Source organism: Psychromarinibacter sp. S121 (assembly GCF_049801035.1).
Classification (GTDB): domain Bacteria; phylum Pseudomonadota; class Alphaproteobacteria; order Rhodobacterales; family Rhodobacteraceae; genus Psychromarinibacter.
Genome location: NZ_JBNAGE010000002.1, coordinates 601,755 through 621,723, shown reverse-complemented (window position 1 = coordinate 621,723; position 19,969 = coordinate 601,755). Strand labels below are relative to the sequence as shown.

Here is a 19,969-nt window from a genome sequence, read left to right as displayed (position 1 = left end):
GCGTCGGGTCAATCTTGCTTCGGCTTGTCGTCGTACTGATCGGACAGGATACGCTGGCTGTCGCCGTCGGGATCGTCGTATTGCCGCGATTTCAGCGTCCAGACGAAAGCACCCAAGCCCAGCCCGCCAAGGATCAGCGAGATCGGGATGAGGTAGACGAGCACTTCCATCTCAGCGCAGCCTCAGCGCGTTCAGGGACACGCATATCGACGAACCGGACATCGCCAGCGCCGCCGCAAGCGGGGTGGCGAAGCCCGTCAGGGCTATCGGGATCGCGATCATGTTGTAGATCGCGGCGATACCGAAATTCTCGCGGATGCGGCGCGTCGCCGAACGGGCGGTGGCCAGGGTGTCGCCCAAAGGCGCAAGCGAACCGCCCAGCAGCACGATATCCGACACGACCCGCGTCGCCTCGAGCGCCGAGGCGGGCGAGATGGACGCATGTGCGGCGGCCAGTGCCGCGGTGTCGTTCAGCCCATCACCGACCATCAGGACACGGCGGCCATCGGCCATCAGCGCCTCGACCCGCGCGGCCTTGTCCTGCGGCAGCACACCGGCCTCGAAGGTGTCGATGCCCACGCGTCCGGCCAGCTCTGCCACCGCCGTCGCGTTGTCGCCGGACAGCAGCAGCACGCGCATCCCCTGCGCCTGAAGCGCGGCGACCGCTTGTTCCGCGCCGTCGCGCAGACGGTCGGCAAAGCGGAAAGTCAGGACCCGGCCACCAACCTGAAGATAGGTCGCGGTCTGCGCGGCGGCGTCGGCACCGGTCCAGTCGGCGCGGCCAAGCCTGACGCGCTGGCCTTGCCACACCGCCTCGACGCCGTGGCCCGGCACTTCGCGCAGGTCGGTCACATTGGCGGGCCGGACCCCGGCGGTACGGGCAGCCTGTGCCAGCGATTGCGCCAGAGGGTGCGCGGACCCCTCGGCCAGCGCCAGCGCAAGTTCCAGATCGCGGCGCGCGTGGTCGCCAAGGTTCTCGGCCACGGGCGCGCCGGTGGTCAGTGTGCCGGTCTTGTCGAAGACGACCGTGTCGACCTCGGCCAGACGTTCCAGCGCGGTGGCGCTTTTGATCAGCAGCCCGCGCTTGAACAGGCGGCCGCTGGCGGCGGTGGTCACGGCGGGCACCGCGAGGCCCAGCGCGCAGGGACAGGTGATGATCAGCACCGCGACCGCGATGTTCAGCGAAAGCCGAACGTCGCCGCCCGAGATCCACAGCCAGCCGACGAAGGCCGCGAAGGCCAGCAGGTGTACCGCCGGCGCATAGATCCGCGCGGCGCGGTCGGCGAGCGAGGTATAGCGGTTGCGCGTGGTTTCAGCCACGGCGACAAGGTCGGCAAGGCGATGCAGCGTGCTGTCTTCGCCCGCGGCCGTCACGCGCACCGTCAGCGCGCCGGTCAGGTTGACCTCGCCCGCGTTCACCTCTGCGCCTTCCCCGGTCGCCACCGGCAGGCTCTCGCCCGTCAGCAGCGAGCGGTCGATCTCGCTTGCGCCCGAGGTCACGATGCCGTCCACCGGCACCCGCGCGCCGGGCAGAACGCGCACCATGTCGCCCACCGCCAGTTCGGATACCGGCACCATCGCCTCGCCATCCGCGGCCACTCGCAGCGCGCGCGGCACTTCCAGCGCGGCGAGTTCCTGCGCGGCAGAGCGCGCAACGGATCGCGTGCGGTAGTCAAGGTATCGTCCCGCCAGCAGGAAGAACGTCAGCGACAGCGCCGCGTCGAAATAGGCGTGCTCGCCGGATTGCGCGGTTTCGTAGACGGACATCCCCGCCGCCAGCAGAATCGCCAGCGAGATCGGGACGTCCATGTTCAGACGCGCAGCGCGCAGGGCGGTCCACGCGTTGCGGAAAAAGGGTTGCGCCGAGAAGGCGATGGTCGGGATCGCGATGGTGGCGCTGATCCAGTGGAACAGGTCGCGCGTTGCCGCTTCGGCCCCGGACCAGACCGCGACTGACAACAGCATGACATTCATCATCGCGAAGCCCGCGACGCCCAGCCGCATCAGCAGGTCGCGCCCGGTGCGGTCGACCTGCGTGCCGGCCAGCGTGGCGGCGTCGAGTTCGTGCGCCTCCCACCCCTCGGACGTCAGCGCCTGCGCCAGCGTGGCGGGTTCGGTGCCGGGATCGACGTCGATCATCGCCCGCTTCAGCGTCAGGTTCACCCGCGCGCGGCGAACGCCCGGCATGGCGGACAGGCTACGCTCGACGCCAGAGATGCAGGCGGCACAGTGGATCGCGGGAAGAGACAGCATGACCTCGTCGCCACCCGAAGGCGCGCGGCCCGCCACCTCTTGCGCGAGGGGGGCCGCGGCGCAGGCCGGGCAGGCAGAGGTCTGGACGGTCGCGCTCAATTCAGCCCTCGACGTTCAGGATGATCCGCTGACGGAAAGCGGTGCCGTCCTCGGCGGTGGCGGCGACGCGCAGTTCCCATTTGCCGGGCTCAAGCGCCAGATCTGCGATGTGGGCGGTGCCGTCGAAGGTCAGGTCCGGCGTCACATCATGGTCGCGGACGGTCGTCCGGCCGACCATCGCCGAGATTTCCGGCGGCTCGATGGGTTCACCGTCGGGGCCGGTGATCGAGATGCGGACCTGCCCACCGTCCGCCGTCGCGGCGACGTCCCAGCCCAGCGCTTCCTGCGCCGCGCGGGCGGCGTCGAACTGTTGGCTGGCGACGTACGAGTTCTTGGTTTCCAGCCCCGGGAATGTCCCGACCGCCTTGACCGCCATCGTCACGTTCACCGCGATGATCACCGCGAAGGCCGAGGCCGTGATGAAAAAGACCTTGCGGCCCGTGATTGGTTTCGCGCTCATTCGCCGCTCCCGTGGAATGTGCTGTCCTTGTAGGCTCGTTCGCCGTTCGCGAGGTCTTCGACCCAGATCCGGATGTCCGTGCGTCCGCCGTCTGCGGCTTCCGAGTCGGGGGCCGCCACGACATATACACGCTGCAGCATGGTTTCGTCCGCCGGAACCGTGACGGTCTCGTACGGGGTGCCTTCCAGAGACACGCGCAGCGCGGGGTCGCCGGTGATCGAGATCCGGAACGGCCGGTCCTCGCCGTGCTTGTTCAACAGCCGCACGTCATAGGCGTTTCGGATCGACCCGTCGGACAGGGTGACAAACAGCGGGTTGCGCACCGGGGCGACGGTTACATCGATGTCGCTGCGGATGAACAGCGCCACCAGCAGGCCGACACCCACCAGCGTCCACAGCGTCGTGTAAAGAACCGTGCGCGGGCGCAGGATGTGCTTGATGACCGGCTTCGGAGGCTGACCCGCGCGTTCGCGCGTTTCGTCGGTCAGCGCCATATAGTCGATCAGACCGCGCGGCTTGCCGATCTTGTCCATCACCTCGTTACAGGCGTCGATGCACAGGCCGCAGGTGATGCAGGCCATCTGCTGCCCGTCGCGAATGTCGATGCCGGTGGGGCAGACGTTCACGCAGGCGTTGCAGTCGATGCAATCGCCATAGCCATCCTTGGTCGGGATCGGCCCGCCCACACCGGACGGCAGGCCCGGCATCGGCACCTTGGGCGAGGTGCCCCCGTGCTTGTCGCCCGCGGCATAGGTCACGGCTTCGGCCTGCTCGGCGATCTCGCGCCGGCGCTTGCCCTTGCCGCGCGGCTCGCCACGCCACTCGCGGTAGGCGATGGTCAGCGTGTCCTCGTCCATCATCGCGGCCTGAATGCGGGGCCAGGGACACATGTAGATGCACACCTGCTCGCGTGCGAAGCCGCCGAACAGGACCGTGGTAAAGGTCAGGATCGCCATCGTCGTATAGGCGACCGGATGCGCGTTCAACGTCACAAGGTCGACCAGAAGCGTCGGCGCGTCGGTGAAATAGAACACCCACGCCCCGCCGGTGGCGAGACCGATGAAGGCCCAGATCACCCATTTTGTGATCCGCAGCCGCCATTTGCGGGCATCCCAAGGCGCCTTCCACAGGCGCACCCGCGCGTTGCGGTCGCCTTCAAGCCAGCGCTCGGTCAGGATGAACAGGTCGGTCCACACGGTTTGCGGACAGGTATAGCCGCACCACACCCGGCCCAGCGCCGAGGTGAACAGGAACAGCCCCAGCCCCGCCATGATCAGCAGGCCCGCGATAAAGTAGAATTCGTGCGGCCAGATCTCGATCCAGAAGAAGAAGAACCGGCGGTTGGCGAGGTCGACGAGAATCGCCTGGTCCGGCAGTTCCGGGCCACGGTCCCAGCGGATCCACGGGGTCAGATAATAGATGCCCAGCGTGATCGCCATGATCACCCATTTGAAGCGGCGGAAGTTTCCCTTGACCCGGCGCGGGAAGACAGGCTCGCGCGCGGCGTAAAGGCTTTGTGGCTCTGTGCTGCTCATGAAACGGATTCCGTTCGGTGCATTCTGGCTGTCCCCGCTTCTCGCAGGCGGCGAGGGACCGGTCCTTGACCTGAATCAAGTGTCTTTAAGTCACCTTTTCAGGGCTCTAGGACAGAACGCCGCATGCAAGGCTGCGAATATGTCAGGCCCCAGCCTGCGCTTCCTTCATCAGCCAGCGCATGAATGCGCGCAAAGCCGGGCGCTGCACACCGGGGCGGGTGACAAGGAAATAGCCGGGTCCACGGCCGTCATCCTGAAACAGAACGACGATATCGCCGTTCTCGACCTCGCGCTCGACGAAGGCCAAAGCGGTGGCCGCAACGCCCTCGCCCGAGCGAAGCGCGTCCTGCAACAGGTTTCCCGGCAGGCTGGTCATGTTGCGCACGCGGCCCTCGGTCACGCCCTGCCCGGTCAGCCACTCCTTCGCCTCGTCGGTGCCGATCTCCTGCAGCCAAGGGAAATCCAGAAGCTCGGCGGGGCTGTCGATGGTGCGGTCGCCGATCAGGCTGCGGGCGGCGGTGATCACGAAGGGCGTGCGCAGGAACATCTGGCTTTCCAGCCCCTTCCAGTCGCCCTTGCCGAACCGCACGGCCAGTTCCACGCCGCCCGGCGTCAGTTCGATGACGTCCGCCGACGGGTTCAGCATCAGGTCGATCTCGGGATGTTGCGCGCGGAAGCTGCCAAGCCGGGGCATCAGCCAACGGGCCGCGAAGCTGGGGGTCGTGGTAATCTGCAAGGGGCGGTCCGCGTCCGATCCGGTCAAATCGTCGATCTCGCGCGCGATGGTGCCGAAGGCATCCCGCAAGACGCCGCCAAGCCGCTGGCCCTCGGCGGTCAGCGCGATGCCGCGCCCCTCCCGCACGAACAACTGGACGCCAAGCCGTTCTTCCAGCGCGCGGACCTGCTGGCCGATGGCAGCATGGCTGACATTCAGAAGCGCACCCGCCGCCGACATGCCCCCGGCTTCGGCAAGCGCCGCAAAGGCGCGCAACTGGGACAGGGGCGGAAGCTCTCGAAACATGATCTGAAACCCAAGCTTACATATCCGAATTTTTTCTGATTCGCATTCACAGCGCCAAAACGCAATATTCCAAGCATACCGCAGCGCATTCAGGAGCCAGACCGATGATCAACCCGCTTGCAGATAGTTTCATGATCGCCACCCGCACCCGGCATTCCGCCTATTGGGAAAACGAACACTTCGCCAATGTCCGCGACCGCGAACTGCGTCCGCGCCTGCTGGCCGCGCCGAAGGTGAACCGCACCCCGGCAAAAGCGCCCGGCATCGCCCCCAAGACCCGGCGCCCGCTGTTCCGTCTGCCGCGCCTGACCGGCATCCGTCTGTTCGGCCGCCGCCCCGAGGCGGGACTGCGCGGCCTTTGACACCGCGACCCACGACCGAGACAAAATGAAACCGGCCGCCCAGAAGGACGGCCGGTTTTGATTTGCGGCGTCGGGTCCGGAAAGAAACGCGCGAACAGGATCCCGGAACCGACGCCTCCTCCGCAGCCGAAGCCGCGGAGAATTCTTTTACTGACCGCCGCCCAGCTGGTGGACGTAGGCCGCGACCGCATTGATCTCGGATTCCGACAGGCCGAAGGCGCTGCGGTAGTCCTGCGACCACGCGGGCATCACGCCGAAACGCGAATTGGTGATGGTCTCGGTAAGCGTCGCGACGTCTCCGCCATACAGCCAGATCGCATCGGTCAGGTTGGGCGCGCCCAGCCCGACATCGCCGGTGCCGTCATCCATGTGACAGGCGGCGCACTGTTCGAGGAACACTTCCTCGCCGCTTGCCGCAAGGCCCGAGTCGTGGTCCTGACCAGAGATCTGGCGCACGTATTGCACCACTTCGGCAATCTGTGCGTCCGTCAGGATCTCGTCCCGACCGAAGGCGGGCATCTCGGACCAATGCGCGTCAAAGCTGTCCTCGTTCCGGATGCCGTTGGTGACCGTATAGGCGATCTCGTCGATCGCACCGCCCCACAGCCAGTCGTCGTCCAGCAGGTTCGGGAAGCCTTCCGCCCCCTGCGCACCCGAGCCGTGACACTGAGAACAGTTGTTGCGGAAGACAGCCGCGCCCTTGTTGATGGCGAAGTTGTGCAGGTCGCCGTTGTCCGCAAGCGTCGTCAGATCGACGCTCGCAAGCTCGGTTTCGAGGCCAGAGTTCTGCGCCTCGAAGGTGGCGATCTGCTCTTCCACCTGACCGCGGGTCGAGAAGCCAAGGATGCCCCCCGTCGCGCGCTCGACCAGCGGCCACGCCGGATACAGCAGCGTGTAGATCACACCCCAGACGATGGTGGCGTAGAAGGTCCACAGCCACCAGCGCGGCAAGGGGTTGTTGTACTCTTCGATACCGTCCCAGGAATGGCCGGTGGTATCGACCTTGGTCGGTTGATCGGCCGGTTTCTTGCTCATGGCCGGTTCTCCTTGGACGCAATCGGTCTGTCTTCATGGCGGAACGGGATGTTCGCGCTGTCCTGATGTGCCTGGCGGCTGCCGGGGCGGAACGCCCACAGCACGGCGCCGACGAAGAACGCGAACAGGATCAGAAGAACCCAGCTGTCCGCGATTTCGCGAAGGATGTGATAGTCCATCGTGTCCCCCTAGCGGCTTTCGTCCGGGTTGAAGGTCGAGAAGTCGACCATCGTCCCCAGAACCTGGAGATAGGCGATCAGCGCATCCATTTCCGAGATGCCCGGCTCGCCGTCGAAGTTGCGCACTTGCGCGCCCGGATAGCGTTCCAGCATGTCGTCATAGTCGCTGTCGGGATCCGCCTGCGCCCGGAAGTCGGCAAGGCCGTTTTCCAGCATCTCGTCGGAGTACGGGACGCCGACGAAGGCGTTGGTGGCCATCACGTCCTCGATGTACCGGCCGTCGATCAGGGTGTTCTTGAGGAACCCGTATTTTGGCATCACCGATTCCGGCACGACCGACTGCGGGTCGACAAGGTGCGCGACGTGCCACGCGTCCGAGTACCGGCCACCCACGCGGGCAAGGTCGGGCCCCGTCCGCTTGGAGCCCCACTGGAACGGGTGGTCGTACATCGACTCGGCCGCCAGCGAATAGTGCCCGTACCGTTCGACCTCGTCCCGCATCGGGCGGATCATCTGGCTGTGGCAGACATAGCAGCCCTCGCGGATGTAGACGTTCCGCCCCTCCAGTTCGAGCGGAGAGTAGGGCCGCACGCCTTCCACCTCTTCGATGGTGTTCTCGAGGTAGAACAGCGGTGCGATCTCGACGATGCCGCCGATGGTCACCACGAGGAACGAGAAGACCAGCAGAAGCGTGGCGTTCTTCTCGAGGATCTTGTGGCGATCGAGGATGCCCTGCTTGCGCGGCTTCGGCGCTTCGGGCGTGTTGACTTGGGTATCAGCCATCTCCGGCACTCCTTACTCGGCCGGGACCATGGCGGGTTCATCCGAAACTTTCGGCTGGGCCCGCACGGTCATCCAGAGGTTGTAGCACATGATCAGCGCGCCGGTGAGGTACATGACCCCGCCGAGGGCACGGACGACATACATCGGGAACTTCGCGGCCACGGTGTCGGCGAAGGAGTTCACGAGGAAGCCCTGCGCATCGACTTCACGCCACATCAGGCCTTCCATGATGCCGGTGACCCACATCGACGCGGCGTAGAGAACGATGCCGATCGTCGCGAGCCAGAAGTGCCAGTTGACCATCGACAGGCTGTACAGCTTCTCGCGGTTCCACAGGCGCGGAACCAGGAAGTACAGGGCGCCGAAGGTGATCATGCCGTTCCAGCCAAGCGCACCAGAGTGGACGTGACCGATGGTCCAGTCGGTGTAGTGCGACAGCGAGTTGACCGCGCGGATCGACATCATCGGGCCTTCGAAGGTCGACATGCCGTAAAAGCCGATCGAGATGACCATCATGCGGATGATCGGGTCGGTGCGCAGCTTGTCCCATGCCCCCGACAGGGTCATTAGGCCGTTGATCATGCCACCCCAGGACGGCATCCACAGGATCACCGAGAACACCATGCCCAGCGTCGAGGCCCAGTCGGGCAGCGCGGTATAGTGCAGGTGGTGCGGACCGGCCCAGATGTACAGGAAGATCAGCGCCCAGAAGTGGATGATCGACAGCTTGTAGCTGAAGACCGGACGCTCGGCCTGCTTCGGCACGAAGTAATACATCATGCCAAGGAAGCCGGCGGTCAGGAAGAAGCCCACGGCGTTGTGGCCGTACCACCACTGGGTCATCGCGTCCTGCACCCCGGCGAACACCTGCACCGACTTAGAGCCGAAGATCGACACCGGGATCGACAGGTTGTTGACGATGTGCAGCATCGCGATGGTGACGATGAAGGACAGGTAGAACCAGTTCGCCACGTAGATGTGGGGTTCCTTGCGCTTCATGATCGTGCCGAGGAAGACGACCAGATAGGCGACCCAGACGATCGTCAGCCACAGGTCGATGTACCACTCGGGCTCGGCGTATTCCTTCGACTGCGTGCCGCCCAGCAGATAGCCGGTGGCCGCAAGTACGATGAACAGGTTGTAGCCCCAGAACACGAACCAGGCGAGGTTGCCGCCAAACAGGCGCGCCGCCGAGGTTCGCTGAACCACGTAGAACGAGGTGCAAAGCAGCGCGTTGCCCCCGAAGGCGAAAATCACCGCCGAGGTGTGCAGCGGCCGCAGCCGTCCGAAGTTCGCATAACCCTGCGCCCACTCGAAGTTGAGCACCGGGAAGGCCAGCTGGGCGGCGATGAATACGCCCGCCAGAAAGCCGACCGCGCCCCAGAAAGCGGTCGCGATTGCGCCGGCCCGGATCGGGCCGTCCAGATATTCGTTCGGATTGGCTACCGCCACCGGTTCGTCGAAGCGCCGCAGTGTCCAGATGAACAGCCCGGCGGCGACGAACATGATGATCACGGCGTGTACCTGATATGACAGGTCACGGCCGTAGTTGGCGGCGATCGCGGCGAACAGCGCCACGAGTCCAAGCACCACCAGCTTCACTGTGTTCCACATGGAATCGTCCCTTTTGTCCTTATCCCGGCACATGGATCTTCCGTGTGCCGGTCCCTTTCCGACATCCTGCATTTGCACGCACGCCGCCGGGAATTCCTTGATCCATGTCAAGGCTCCGGCAGGCCAATTTGCCAATATGGATTTGTCCGCACGGATCGGGCTTTGCGTGACTGCAAAGCCAAAAAACAATCTCCGGAGGAATGGAGCATGTCCTACAAAACAATAGCCACAATCGTTACCGATCTGGAAAAGGACCGCTGGGCTCTGGAGGCGGCGATTGCGCTCGCGACTCGCGAAGAGGCCCATCTTGATGTGCTTTGCCTTGGCGTCGACCGTACGCAGCCGGGCTTCTACTATTCCGGCGCCAGCGCCGTCGTGCTTCAGGACAACCTTGCTCAGGCGCAGGCCGAGGTCGCGACGCTGGAGAAGGCCGTAGAGGCCAAGCTGGCGATGGTGGGTCTGCCCTTCGCAATCCGCGCGTCCACGACTCAGATCGCCGCGATGTCGCCGCTGGTCGCCTACCGCACCCGTCTGGCCGACATCGTCGTGCTGCCCAAGCCCTATGGCGAGGGCAAGAACGTCGAAACCGAAGCGGTGCTAGAGGCCGCGCTGTTCAACGGCTCGGTTCCGGTGCTGGTGATTCCCGATGGAACCGAATTGCCCGCCAGCTTCTCGAACGTGGTGATCGGCTGGAATGAAAGTTCGGAATCGCTGCGGGCGGTGCGCTGTGCGCTGCCGTTCCTGAAGCAGGCCGACGACACCTGCATCGCCATCGTCGAACCGCCGGCGCACGGGCCCGACCGGTCCGACCCGGGCGGAGAACTGTCGCAGGTTCTGGTGCGCCACGGCGTCCGGACCGAGATCAGCGTGCTGGCGAAATCCATGCCGAAGATCTCGGACATCATCCTGCGGCTCTGCGATGACCGCGGCGCCAACCTTGTGGTGATGGGCGCCTACGGACACTCTCGCTTCCGCGAGGCGATTCTTGGCGGCGCGACGCGCAACATGCTGGAAAACGCTGATATTCCGGTTCTTATGGCGCACTGACACAGTGCGCCATCGAACGGCCTAGACCGGCAAGCCACCATCCGAGTCATCGCCGGTCTCGGCCATAAGCGCCTCGAAATCGGGAACGGTTACGAGGCGCTTTCCTTCCAGCTCGATGATCCCGTCCCGTTTCAGCGCCGAGACCTGCCGGCTGACGGTTTCAAGCGTCAGGCCAAGGTAGTCGGCCATCGCCTCGCGGGTCAGCGGCAGTTCAAAGCTGGAACCGTCGGTCGGGCGACGCTTGCGCAGTGACGCCTCGCGCTGGGCGATGATGATCAGCAGGCTCGCAATCTTCTCGCGCGCGGTCTTGCGGCCAAGGATCAGCATCCATTGGCGCGCGGCGTCCAGTTCGTCCAGCGTCATCTCTAGCAGGCGCTGGGCGATGGACGGCGTGTCGTGCAGAAGTTTCTCGAACGGTTTCCGGCGGAAGCAGCACAGCGTGAGGTCGCTGTTCGAGGTCACGTCATAGGGTGCGATGGCGCGGCCCGGTCGTCCGAGGAAATCGGACGGCAACAACAAGCCGACCATCTGCGTGCGCCCGTCTTCCATCGTCTGGCTAAGGGTCGCGATCCCGCTGACGACCGAAGCAACGAAGTCCATCTCGTCGCCCGCCCAGACCACCGGCTGACCGGCATCATAGGTTCTGTAGTATTTGATACTGTCCAGAAGTTCGAGTTCGTCCGCCTCGCACTTGGAACACACCGCCCGATGTCGGATCGGGCAGGTATCGCAATTCCGTTCTTCCAGGAACAACTCGGTCATGACTGTCTTTCTTCCGCCACTTGATCCGGATCAAAGTGGCCCCCATCGCGCCGTGAAATGCTACGCTCATGGAACAGTTAACGCAACTCAAGCGGTTGGGTCTCTTTGACGCGCGCGTTCCGCGCTACACAAGCTACCCCACCGCCCCGCAGTTCTCCGACGCTGTCGGAGCCGACGAAACCCAGTCGTGGCTGCGGGCGGTTCCTGCAGGCGGTCGCGTGTCCTTGTACGTTCACGTGCCGTTTTGCCGTCGCCTGTGCTGGTTCTGCGCTTGCCGAACACAGGGCACTTCGACGCTGTCGCCGGTCGCGGCCTACATCGAGACACTGAAGACCGAGCTTGCGACCATCGGGCGCGCCTTGCCCGAGGGCGTGACGCTGGAACACCTGCACTGGGGCGGCGGAACGCCGACCTTGCTGTCGGGGGACATGATCCTTGATCTCGCCCGTGCGATCTTCGACGTCACGCCGCTTGCGGAAGGGGCGCAGTTCTCGGTCGAGATCGACCCGAACGAGATCGACGAAGCCCGCCTTGACGCACTGGCCGAGGCCGGGATGAACCGCGCCTCGCTGGGCATTCAGGACTTCGACGCACAGATCCAGGAAACGATCGGACGTCCGCAAAGCTATGACGTCACGCGCGATGCGGTCGACGGCCTGCGGGCGCGCGGCATCAACAGTCTGAACGCCGACATTCTTTACGGTCTACCCTATCAGACCGAGGCGAAGATCGCGGATTCGGTGCAGAAACTGCTGTCGCTGAACCCCGACCGCGTAGCGCTGTTCGGCTACGCCCATGTGCCGTGGATGGCGAAGCGGCAGGGCCTGATCCCAACCGACGCGCTGCCCGCACCGGAAGAGCGTCTTGCCCTGTTCAACACCGCCCGGCGGCTGTTCCTGTGGGACGGGTTCGAGGAAATCGGCATCGACCACTTCGCCCGCCCTGGCGACGGGCTGGAGGTCGCGTGGCGCGAGGGCTCGATGCGGCGCAATTTCCAAGGGTACACCGAAGACAGCTCGACCACGCTGATCGGGGTCGGCGCCTCGTCCATTTCACGCTACCCGCAGGGCTATGCGCAGAACGACCCGTCGACCTCGGGCTATCAGCGCCGCGTGCGCGACGGCGTGCTGGCGACCACGCGCGGACACGCCTTCACAAGCGAAGACCTTCTGCGGGGCCGGATCATTGAGATGCTGCTGTGCGACTTCCGCGCCGACGTGGATCAGGCGGCGGACGAAACCGGCGTGGATGCGGCGAAAGCGCGGAAGCTGACCGACGGACTGGCCGAGGCGTTCCCCGACATGCTGACGGTCGAGGACGGTCTGGTCGAGATCCTGCCACAGGGCCGCCCGCTGGCGCGGATGATCGCACGGCACTTCGACGCCTACGCGGCCCCGGCTTCGGGTCACAGCCACGCGGTTTGACGGCGGCCGATGCCTGAATAGAGAAAGCCGTGCGTCGGAATACGCGCGGCTTTCTCTTTTGTTCTGACCGCCCGTGTGCAGGCGACGCCTTTTCGCCTACCACCTGATCCCGTAGCGCACGGCATCGTAGATCCCGGCGTGGATGTTGCGCGAGGCCACCGCGTCGCCGATGCGGTACAGCAGGAACGCTCCGTCCGCATTCCGCTCGGGCAGAAGCTCTCCCTTGCCGGTCGCAAGCGCATCGTAGTCCACCGCGCCAAGGTTCCGCGACATCGGCTTCAGCGCGAAATACAACTCGTCCAGCGCCTCGGTGCCGTGCTCGACCACCACCTGATCGACGCGCCTCTCCTCTGTGTAGCCGGGCGCGTAGTCCGACCCCAGAACCGCCACCAGCTCGTTGCCCTCGCGCCGAAGCGCCATGACGCGGGTGTTGATCGTGACCCGCACGCCGGTCTTCTGAAACGCCGCCATGTATGGCGCGTGGTTCATGCCGCCGATCTCGGGGGCGAACTGGCGCTCGGGGCTGACGATCTCGACCGTGGCGCCGGTGGCGGCAATGATCTCGGCCGCGCTCATGCCGGGATGGCCGCCGTTGTCGTCGTAGACCAGAACGCGGCCCGCCGGCTTGGCTTCGCCTGACAGAACGTCCCAGCTTGAGACGGTCAGCGCGTCGCCCTGCATCTCGGGCGGCTGCGGCAACCCGCCGGTGGCGACGATCACCACGTCGGGCCGCTGGCCCAGCACATCCTCGGCCTCGGCGTACAGGTTATAGCGGATCTCGACACCCAGTCGGTCGAGTTCCTCGAGCCGCCAGTCGACGATCCCGATCATCTCGCGGCGGCGCGGATTGGCGGCCAGCAGGTTCACCTGCCCGCCCGCGCGGTCAGAGGCTTCGAACACGACGACTTCGTGCCCCCGCTCGGCGGCCACCCGCGCGGCCTCGAGCCCCGTTGGCCCGGCACCCACGACGACCACGCGCTTCGGCGTTTCCGCCTTCGGGATGTCATGCGGCAGGTCGGCCTCGCGCCCGGTTGCGGCGTTGTGGATGCACAGCGCGCCGCCGCCTTCGTAGATCCGGTCAAGGCAATAGGTCGCGCCGACACAGGGCCGGATGCGATCCTCGTGCCCCGCCGCCACCTTCCGCGCGATGTGCGGGTCGGCGATGTGGGCGCGGGTCATGCCCACCATGTCCAGCTTGCCCGATGCCACCGCGTGCCGCGCCGTCGCCACGTCCGAGATCTTCGAGGCGTGGAACATCGGGAAATCCGTAGCAGCGCGCACCTCACCCGCGAAATCAAGGTGCGGCGCGCTGGCCATGCCCTGTACCGGGATCACGTTCGTCAGTTCGGCGTCGGTGGCGATGCGGCCACGGATCAGGTTGATGAAGTCGAACTTGCCGCTGTCGGCGACACGACGCGCGATTTCGGCACCTTCCTCGCGCGTGACGCCCTTGTCGAACTGTTCGTCGGCGACCATCCGCAAGCCGACGATGAAATCCGGCCCCACCGCATCTCGCACGCCGTCGATGACCTGCCACATGAACCGCAGCCGGTTGTCCAGCGACCCGCCATAGTCGTCGTCGCGCCGGTTCTGATACGGCGACCAGAAGGCGTCGATCAGGTGGCCGTAGCTTTCGAACTCGATCCCGTCGAGGCCCGCCGCCTGCATCCGCTGGGCGGCGGTGGCATAGTCTGCCACGATCCGCTCGATGTCCCAGTCCTCCATCGCCTTCGGAAAGGCCCGGTGCGCCGGTTCGCGCAGCGCCGACGGCGCAACGACCGGCAGCCAGTCGCCCTTGTTCCAGCCGGTCCGCCAGCCAAGGTGGGTCAGCTGGATCATCACCGCGCAGCCTTCCTCGTGGCAGGCGTCCGTCAGCTCGGACAGCCACGGAACGATCTCGTCCTTCCACGCCAGCAGGTTGCCGAACGCCTCGGGGCTGTCGCGCGACACCACGGCGGAGCCCGCCGTCATCGTCAGCGCACAGCCGCCCTTGGCCTTTTCCTGATGGTAAAGGCGATAACGCTCGGTCGGCATCCCGTTCTCGGAATAGGCCGGCTCGTGCGCTGTCGACATGATGCGGTTCTTAAGCGTGAGGTGCTTCAGGCGGTAGGGCTGAAGCAACGGATCGTTGGACATGGCAGTACCTCCGGGCGCGACCCTAGCGGCCAAGCCCTTGCCGGTCAGGGCGAAAAACGTCATGTGAAGGTTCATCCGCGCATCATGGGAGGGACGCATGGATCTTATCGCACGGCTCAAGGACATCGTGGGCGACACGCAGGTGCTGACCGGCGCGGAAACCGCCCCGTATCGCGACGACTGGACCAAGAAGTTCCCGTCCGACCCGCTGGCCGTGGTGCGCCCCGCCAACACCGCCGAAGTCTCGGCCATCGTGAAGCTGGCAGGCGAAGCGGGCACGCCCGTGGTCCCCGCCAGCGGCCGCACCGGCCTGACCGGCGGCGCACAGGCGAACGGGCAGATCCTGCTGTCGGTCGAGCGGATGAACAAGATCCGCGAAATCCGGCCCGAAGCGCGCACCGCCATCGTCGAGGCGGGCGTGATCCTGAGCCAGTTGCACGACGCCTGCGAAGAAAAGAACCTTGTGTTCCCGCTGACGTTCGGCGCGAAAGGCTCGGCGATGATCGGCGGCGTGCTGTCGACGAACGCGGGCGGGTCGAACGTGGTGCGCTATGGCTCGACGCGCGGGCTGTGCCTTGGGCTGGAAGTCGTGTTGGCGGACGGCCGCGTGATGGACCTGATGAGCGAGCTGCACAAGGACAACTCTGGCTACGACCTGAAGGACCTGTTCATCGGGGCCGAGGGCACGCTGGGAATCATCACCGCCGCCGTGATGAAGCTGTCTCCCAAGCCCGCCGCCTATGCGACCGCCATGGTCGCGACGCCTTCGCTGCCGGACGCGCTGAAGCTGCTGAACCGCCTGCAGATCGCCACCGGCGGCGCGGTCGAGGCGTTCGAATACATGCCGCGCAGCTATATCGAGGGGCACCTCGCCTGCTTCCCGGACCAGCGCGAACCCTTCGATGCCCCGCATGACATCAACGTGATGGTCGAGGTCGGCGCGCTTGCGCCGCGCGATGCGACCCCGGGCGACGTCGGTTCGGTCCCGATCGTCGACTACCTCGAAGAGGTTTTGGCGGAACTGATGGAAGAGGGCGCCGTGCTGGACGCGGTCGTTGCCCGCAACGAAGCGCAGCGCCGCGAGATGTGGCAGCGCCGGGAGGAAGCCGCGCAGGTCACCACGGGCCGCCTGCCGCTGGTGAACTGCGACGTCGCGCTGCCGTTGGACAAGGTGCACGTGTTCCTTGACCGGATGGAACAGGTGCTGGCCGAACTGGACGCCGATGCCGAATGGATCTGCGTCTCGCATCTTGGCGATGGCAACGTTCACTACACCGCCTACCCCTCCAGCAAGGACCCGGCGCTGCAAGACGCGCTGGTCGAACGGGTCGAGGACGTGGTGCTGTCGCTTGGCGGCTCGTTCTCGGCGGAACACGGGATCGGGCAGTACAAGAAGCCCTCGATGGCGCGGCGGAAGAACCCCGTGGCGATCGACGTGATGCGTACCATCAAAACCGCGCTTGACCCTCAGAACCTGCTGAACCCCGGCAAGGTCTTGCCCGATTGAACGGGTACGCTAGGCTTGGGCCAGCAGAGGGCCCGCGCCGCAGCCTGCGGCGGCGGCCTTCCTGCCGGGAGGAAATCGGACGCCGATGGCGACACGGGACGAAATCGAGGAACTGATCGCGCGGGTCAAACTGCGGGATCGGCAGGCGTTCTCGACGCTGTATGCCGAGACTTCGGCGAAACTCTACGGTGTCTGCCTTCGTGTCTTGAAGAACAGGGCGGAAGCCGACGAGGCGTTGCAAGACGTTTACGTGCGGATCTGGAAAAAGGCGGATGCGTATTCCGCCAACGGCTATTCCCCGATGACGTGGCTGATCACGATGGCGCGCAATATCGCCATCGACAAGCTGCGGGCGCGCAAGGCGCCGTCTTCGGGCATCGAGGAAGCCGCGGACCTCGCCTCGCCGGGGCTGACGCCCGAGGGGGAAGTGATCGCCGCATCCGAACGGCAGCGAATCATGGACTGCCTCGAGGAACTGGAAGCGGACCGGGCAGGCGCCGTACGCGGCGCCTACCTTGACGGGGACAGCTACAAGGATCTGGCGGAACGCTACGGCGTCCCGCTGAACACGATGCGCACATGGCTGCGTCGCAGCCTGCTGAGCCTAAGGGATTGCCTGACGCGATGACCGCTGCGACGGACCATAACGACGACGATGTCGCCCTTGCCGGCGAATACGTCCTTGGTCTGCTGCCCGCCGATGACCTGCGCGGGTTCGAACTTCGCCTGCGGGATTCCTCTGACATGCGCCGGCTTGTCGTCGAGTGGGACGAGTATTTCATCCCGCTGGCGGCGGAAATCCCCGAGGTCGCGCCGCCCCCCGCCATTCAGGCGCGGGTGGAACGCCGCCTGTTCGGCGCGCCGCGCCGCCGCTGGCCGCTGCCGTGGCAGGGCACTCTGGCCGGTGGGATCATTGCGGCGGCGCTGATCGTCGGGCTGATGTTCCTGACCCCGCCCGACCAGCCGGACGCCCTCGCCACCCACACGGCGCAGATCGCCGCCGAGGACCGGTCGCTGCTGATCGCGGCGACGCTTGACGACGACACCGGCGAGATCCGCCTGCACCGCACCGAAGGTGCCGCCCGCGCGGGCCGGTCGCTGGAACTCTGGCTGATCCCGGAAGGCGCCGACGGCCCGATCTCGCTTGGCCTTCTGGGCGATGACGAGGTCACCGTGCTGACGCTGGCCCCCGAACAGCGCGCCGCGCTTCAGGGCGCGGTACTGGCGGTGTCCGACGAACCCGAAGGCGGCTCGCCGACCGGCGCGCCCACAGGCGAAGTGCTGGCGGTCGGGGAAATCTCGCCCGCGGCCTAAAGGCTCCACGCCTCCGGCTGCACCGCATAGCCGATGTACAGCGGGTGCTTCGGATGCCCATGCTTCGAGAGCCCCAGATGGAACAGCGGCAGCCCCGTTTCCCGCAGCAGGCGTTCCACCTGCGGCCCGCGATCCAGATGCGCGCCATGCGTTCCCCACGCACAGACGATCTGGTCGGCCCAGGGCGCGCTGTCGGCGATGGCCGCGTCGTTCTCCGGCCCGACCGGATCGACAGCCGCGCGCATCACCTTCGGATCGGTGGCGCGATACGCGAAGATATTTGTGACCCTGAACGCTCCGAACCCCAGCGCCCGCGCCCGGCGCTCGCAGCGCTCGACGGTCGGATCGTTCTGCACCTCGGTCGCGGTGGACGGGTTCAGCATCACGAACAGCGCCTTGCGGCCTGCCGGCTCCCACGTGCGGGTCAGAAGATAGCGATACTGCTCGCAGTCGGAATAGACGGCGGTGGACTGCGCGTCGCCCTTCTGGAAATCTCGGCTGATCACTGGTTGAACACCCGGCTCGGGTGCAACTCGCCCGCGCGGTAGGTGCCTACGGCCACCGCGCGCCCGTCATAGGACGCCCAGGCTTCGTCGCCGTATTCCGCGTCGGACGTCAGCACCATGCCCGGGTTGCCGTTCTTCAGCTTCGCCGCGCCCTCGGCCGTCGCCCGCAGTTCCGGCAGGTCGGCCAGACCTTCCTCCAGCGGCCGCAGATACTGATCAAGCTCCTCGGATTTCGCCAGTTCGTCCAGCAGCGCCAGCGACACGCCGTCTTCGGCCTCGAACGGACCGGACCAGACGCGGCGCAACGACACGACGTGCCCGTTACAGCCCAGCGCCGCACCCAGATCGCGCGCGATGGACCGGACATAGCCGCCCTTGCCGCAGACCATCTCCAGCTCGACGTGGTCGGCATCGGGGCGCGCGACAAGGTTCAGTTCCTCGACAAACAGCGGCCGCGCGGCCAGTTCCATCTCTTCGCCGTCGCGGGCCCGCTTGTAGGCGCGCTCGCCGTCGATCTTCACCGCCGAGAATTGTGGCGGGACCTGCATGATGTCGCCGGTGAACTGCCCCAGCGCGGCGCGGATCTCGTCGTCCGAGGGGCGCGCGTCGCTTTCGGCGATCACCTCGCCCTCGGCATCGTCGGTGTTGGTCGCCTGCCCGAGCCGGACAACGAAGCTGTAGGCCTTCATCGCATCGGTGATGTAGGGCACGGTCTTCGTCGCCTCGCCCAAAGCCACCGCCAGCACGCCGGTCGCCTCGGGGTCCAGCGTCCCGGCGTGTCCCGCCTTCTTCGCGTCGAACGCCCAGCGCACCTTGTTGACCACCGAGGTCGAGGTGATGCCGGCGGGCTTGTCCACCACCAGCCACCCGGAAATGTCGCGGCCCTTGCGTCTGCGTCCCATCACCGTCTCCGTTGAAAACCGAACGCGCGGGCTAGCCCGGCGCGGGCGTCAAGTCAACCTGCCGGCACCACCGTGCCCAGCACCGGCCCCATCGGCCGCCCGCCGTCGATCCGGTCCAACTGCGGCGCGTACAGGCGCGAGACATTGCCGTCGAGATACAGGGCGTTCGGCGTTCCGGCCATGTCGCGGAAAAACCGCGCGAACAGGTGAAAGTTCACCGGCTCGTCAGAGATCGCCAGCACCAGTTCGCGGCCGCCGGGCCGAACGCCCACGCCGTTGCGGACATAGGTGCTGTTGCTGGACGCGAAGAACCGCGGGTGCAGTTTGCCGTCGATCACCAGCATCGGCCCCGACTGGGTGGCGAAGCGGCAGGCGGGCGGGTTGGCGGCGAAAGCGCGGCTTTCGACGACCAGCGCCCCGTCGTCCTGAAGGCAGAACACCCCGTTGGGCAGCATGCCGAAGTTGCCGGGTCCCTTCGAGGTGACGATCGGCGACAGTTCCACCCCGTCCTCGACATACAGGCCCACCGGCGCGCGGTCCTGATGGTACATGCCCGCGTTCATCGCGACGCCCAGCCGCTCGCCCTTCGGCGCCAGCGACTCGTCGATCCGGGCGAAGGTGCCATAAGGCGCGGCCTCGGCATCGTTCAGCCACAGCCGCATCTCTTCGGCGGCAAGGTCCACGGTGCACCATGTAAAGCGCGCGCCGTCGAAACTGTCGCTGTGGCAGGCGCCCGCGTGGACGGCGGCCGGTGCCGCGGCCAGCCCGAGAAGAAACGCCAGCAGGCGCATCGGCTCAGTCCTCGTCGAGATCGCGGCGCACGTCGTCGCGGTTCAGCAGCTGCCGCGTCTCGTCCATCCGGTCGAAGCTTTCGTCGATCACGAAACGCAGCTCGGGGGAATACTTCAGGGTCAGACCCTTGTTCACCGCGCGGCGCAGCTCGTGCCGGTTCCGCCGCAGCGCCGCCAGCGCCTCGTCCCGGTTGCCGCCGCCCAGCGGCATGACATAGGCCGTGGCGACCTTCAGGTCC

The 19,969-nt window shown here is 66.0% G+C and carries 21 protein-coding genes; 6 read left to right on the top strand and 15 right to left on the bottom strand.

The genetic code is table 11. The features are described from left to right. Positions 1-8 precede the first annotated feature (8 nt). The 5 genes from ccoS to ACP156_RS11350 form a co-directional block, all read right to left on the bottom strand. Positions 9-170 carry a cbb3-type cytochrome oxidase assembly protein CcoS gene (gene ccoS / locus ACP156_RS11370; protein WP_425051443.1) on the bottom strand — a complete coding sequence of 54 codons (162 nt, stop codon included), beginning with the start codon at positions 168-170 and terminating at the stop codon, positions 9-11. A 1-nt stretch (position 171) separates the two neighbouring features. Then, positions 172-2,352 (bottom strand): heavy metal translocating P-type ATPase, encoded by a 2,181-nt coding sequence (locus ACP156_RS11365; RefSeq protein WP_425051441.1) that lies wholly within the window; start codon positions 2,350-2,352, stop codon positions 172-174. Between the two features lies 1 nt (position 2,353). Continuing rightward, positions 2,354-2,812 (bottom strand): FixH family protein, encoded by a 459-nt coding sequence (locus ACP156_RS11360; protein WP_425051440.1) that lies wholly within the window; start codon positions 2,810-2,812, stop codon positions 2,354-2,356. Further along, positions 2,809-4,347, bottom strand: a complete 1,539-nt coding sequence (ccoG, locus tag ACP156_RS11355) for a cytochrome c oxidase accessory protein CcoG (protein WP_425051439.1) — start codon at positions 4,345-4,347, stop codon at positions 2,809-2,811. Before ccoG ends, ACP156_RS11360 begins: the two co-directional genes overlap by 4 nt. A 142-nt stretch (positions 4,348-4,489) precedes the next feature. After that, the gene (locus tag ACP156_RS11350) at positions 4,490-5,368 is read right to left on the bottom strand and encodes a LysR family transcriptional regulator (RefSeq protein ID WP_425051438.1); all 879 of its coding nucleotides are present in this window, start codon (positions 5,366-5,368) and stop codon (positions 4,490-4,492) included. Positions 5,369-5,472: 104 nt separating this feature from the next. Here ACP156_RS11350 and ACP156_RS11345 point away from each other — a divergent pair, with 104 nt between their 5' ends. Beyond that, positions 5,473-5,730: a hypothetical protein gene (locus ACP156_RS11345; protein WP_425051437.1), complete on the top strand. Its 258-nt coding sequence runs from the start codon at positions 5,473-5,475 to the stop codon at positions 5,728-5,730. 147 nt (positions 5,731-5,877) lie between these two features. Here ACP156_RS11345 and ccoP read toward each other — a convergent pair whose 3' ends face one another. From ccoP to ccoN, 4 genes are read right to left on the bottom strand one after another with little or no spacing between them, the layout of a single operon-like run. After that, positions 5,878-6,765, bottom strand: coding sequence for a cytochrome-c oxidase, cbb3-type subunit III (gene ccoP, locus ACP156_RS11340; protein ID WP_425051436.1), 888 nt, complete (start codon positions 6,763-6,765; stop codon positions 5,878-5,880). Then, complete coding sequence (locus ACP156_RS11335) at positions 6,762-6,944, bottom strand: cbb3-type cytochrome oxidase subunit 3 (RefSeq protein WP_425051435.1); 183 nt, start codon at positions 6,942-6,944, stop codon at positions 6,762-6,764. The genes ccoP and ACP156_RS11335 overlap by 4 nt, the downstream gene beginning before the upstream one ends. A 9-nt stretch (positions 6,945-6,953) precedes the next feature. Further along, complete coding sequence (ccoO, locus tag ACP156_RS11330) at positions 6,954-7,727, bottom strand: cytochrome-c oxidase, cbb3-type subunit II (protein WP_425051434.1); 774 nt, start codon at positions 7,725-7,727, stop codon at positions 6,954-6,956. Between the two features lie 12 nt (positions 7,728-7,739). After that, positions 7,740-9,341: a cytochrome-c oxidase, cbb3-type subunit I gene (gene ccoN / locus ACP156_RS11325; RefSeq protein ID WP_425051433.1), complete on the bottom strand. Its 1,602-nt coding sequence runs from the start codon at positions 9,339-9,341 to the stop codon at positions 7,740-7,742. 207 nt (positions 9,342-9,548) lie between these two features. Between ccoN and ACP156_RS11320 the strand changes: the two genes are divergently transcribed. Continuing rightward, a complete protein-coding gene (locus ACP156_RS11320; RefSeq protein WP_425051432.1) occupies positions 9,549-10,388 on the top strand; it encodes a universal stress protein in 840 nt (279 codons plus the stop codon). A 21-nt stretch (positions 10,389-10,409) separates the two neighbouring features. Here ACP156_RS11320 and fnrL read toward each other — a convergent pair whose 3' ends face one another. Continuing rightward, positions 10,410-11,150 (bottom strand): transcriptional regulator FnrL, encoded by a 741-nt coding sequence (fnrL, locus tag ACP156_RS11315; RefSeq protein ID WP_425051431.1) that lies wholly within the window; start codon positions 11,148-11,150, stop codon positions 10,410-10,412. 68 nt (positions 11,151-11,218) lie between these two features. On the opposite strand from fnrL, the gene hemN reads away from it, so the two are divergent. Continuing rightward, positions 11,219-12,574 (top strand): oxygen-independent coproporphyrinogen III oxidase, encoded by a 1,356-nt coding sequence (gene hemN / locus ACP156_RS11310; protein WP_425051430.1) that lies wholly within the window; start codon positions 11,219-11,221, stop codon positions 12,572-12,574. Between the two features lie 96 nt (positions 12,575-12,670). On the opposite strand, the gene ACP156_RS11305 is transcribed toward hemN, so the two are convergent. Further along, positions 12,671-14,710 carry an FAD-dependent oxidoreductase gene (locus ACP156_RS11305; RefSeq protein WP_425051900.1) on the bottom strand — a complete coding sequence of 680 codons (2,040 nt, stop codon included), beginning with the start codon at positions 14,708-14,710 and terminating at the stop codon, positions 12,671-12,673. Positions 14,711-14,807: 97 nt separating this feature from the next. Between ACP156_RS11305 and ACP156_RS11300 the strand changes: the two genes are divergently transcribed. The 3 genes from ACP156_RS11300 to ACP156_RS11290 all read left to right on the top strand — a co-directional run bounded on the left by ACP156_RS11300 (position 14,808) and on the right by ACP156_RS11290 (position 17,531). Beyond that, complete coding sequence (locus tag ACP156_RS11300) at positions 14,808-16,217, top strand: FAD-binding oxidoreductase (RefSeq protein ID WP_425051429.1); 1,410 nt, start codon at positions 14,808-14,810, stop codon at positions 16,215-16,217. Positions 16,218-16,302: 85 nt separating this feature from the next. Then, complete coding sequence (locus tag ACP156_RS11295; RefSeq protein WP_425051428.1) at positions 16,303-16,845, top strand: sigma-70 family RNA polymerase sigma factor; 543 nt, start codon at positions 16,303-16,305, stop codon at positions 16,843-16,845. Then, positions 16,842-17,531, top strand: a complete 690-nt coding sequence (locus ACP156_RS11290; RefSeq protein WP_425051427.1) for an anti-sigma factor — start codon at positions 16,842-16,844, stop codon at positions 17,529-17,531. The genes ACP156_RS11295 and ACP156_RS11290 overlap by 4 nt, the downstream gene beginning before the upstream one ends. On the opposite strand, the gene ACP156_RS11285 is transcribed toward ACP156_RS11290, so the two are convergent. The 4 genes from ACP156_RS11285 to ACP156_RS11270 form a co-directional block, all read right to left on the bottom strand. Further along, complete coding sequence (locus ACP156_RS11285; protein ID WP_425051426.1) at positions 17,528-18,037, bottom strand: DUF1643 domain-containing protein; 510 nt, start codon at positions 18,035-18,037, stop codon at positions 17,528-17,530. The two genes, ACP156_RS11290 and ACP156_RS11285, sit on opposite strands and share 4 nt — an antisense overlap. After that, entirely contained in the window at positions 18,034-18,939 is a 906-nt protein-coding gene (gene truB, locus ACP156_RS11280) for a tRNA pseudouridine(55) synthase TruB (protein ID WP_425051425.1), read from the bottom strand. The genes ACP156_RS11285 and truB overlap by 4 nt, the downstream gene beginning before the upstream one ends. A 53-nt stretch (positions 18,940-18,992) precedes the next feature. Further along, the gene (locus tag ACP156_RS11275) at positions 18,993-19,730 is read right to left on the bottom strand and encodes a phosphodiester glycosidase family protein (protein ID WP_425051424.1); all 738 of its coding nucleotides are present in this window, start codon (positions 19,728-19,730) and stop codon (positions 18,993-18,995) included. Between the two features lie 4 nt (positions 19,731-19,734). Beyond that, positions 19,735-19,969: ribosome-binding factor A (locus ACP156_RS11270; RefSeq protein ID WP_425051423.1), on the bottom strand; the 235-nt coding region annotated here is incomplete at its 5' end.

Bases quoted from the DNA above. Each gene is read 5' to 3' on its own strand.
- ccoS (WP_425051443.1), bottom strand. From the start codon at position 170: ATGGAAGTGCTCGTCTACCTCATCCCGATCTCGCTGATCCTTGGCGGG.
- ACP156_RS11360 (WP_425051440.1), bottom strand. From the start codon at position 2,812: ATGAGCGCGAAACCAATCACGGGCCGCAAGGTCTTTTTCATCACGGCC.
- ccoG (WP_425051439.1), bottom strand. From the start codon at position 4,347: ATGAGCAGCACAGAGCCACAAAGCCTTTACGCCGCGCGCGAGCCTGTC.
- ACP156_RS11350 (WP_425051438.1), bottom strand. From the start codon at position 5,368: ATGTTTCGAGAGCTTCCGCCCCTGTCCCAGTTGCGCGCCTTTGCGGCG.
- ACP156_RS11345 (WP_425051437.1), top strand. From the start codon at position 5,473: ATGATCAACCCGCTTGCAGATAGTTTCATGATCGCCACCCGCACCCGG.
- ccoP (WP_425051436.1), bottom strand. From the start codon at position 6,765: ATGAGCAAGAAACCGGCCGATCAACCGACCAAGGTCGATACCACCGGC.
- ACP156_RS11335 (WP_425051435.1), bottom strand. From the start codon at position 6,944: ATGGACTATCACATCCTTCGCGAAATCGCGGACAGCTGGGTTCTTCTG.
- ccoO (WP_425051434.1), bottom strand. From the start codon at position 7,727: ATGGCTGATACCCAAGTCAACACGCCCGAAGCGCCGAAGCCGCGCAAG.
- ccoN (WP_425051433.1), bottom strand. From the start codon at position 9,341: ATGTGGAACACAGTGAAGCTGGTGGTGCTTGGACTCGTGGCGCTGTTC.
- ACP156_RS11320 (WP_425051432.1), top strand. From the start codon at position 9,549: ATGTCCTACAAAACAATAGCCACAATCGTTACCGATCTGGAAAAGGAC.
- fnrL (WP_425051431.1), bottom strand. From the start codon at position 11,150: ATGACCGAGTTGTTCCTGGAAGAACGGAATTGCGATACCTGCCCGATC.
- hemN (WP_425051430.1), top strand. From the start codon at position 11,219: ATGGAACAGTTAACGCAACTCAAGCGGTTGGGTCTCTTTGACGCGCGC.
- ACP156_RS11305 (WP_425051900.1), bottom strand. From the start codon at position 14,710: ATGTCCAACGATCCGTTGCTTCAGCCCTACCGCCTGAAGCACCTCACG.
- ACP156_RS11300 (WP_425051429.1), top strand. From the start codon at position 14,808: ATGGATCTTATCGCACGGCTCAAGGACATCGTGGGCGACACGCAGGTG.
- ACP156_RS11295 (WP_425051428.1), top strand. From the start codon at position 16,303: ATGGCGACACGGGACGAAATCGAGGAACTGATCGCGCGGGTCAAACTG.
- ACP156_RS11290 (WP_425051427.1), top strand. From the start codon at position 16,842: ATGACCGCTGCGACGGACCATAACGACGACGATGTCGCCCTTGCCGGC.
- truB (WP_425051425.1), bottom strand. From the start codon at position 18,939: ATGGGACGCAGACGCAAGGGCCGCGACATTTCCGGGTGGCTGGTGGTG.
- ACP156_RS11275 (WP_425051424.1), bottom strand. From the start codon at position 19,730: ATGCGCCTGCTGGCGTTTCTTCTCGGGCTGGCCGCGGCACCGGCCGCC.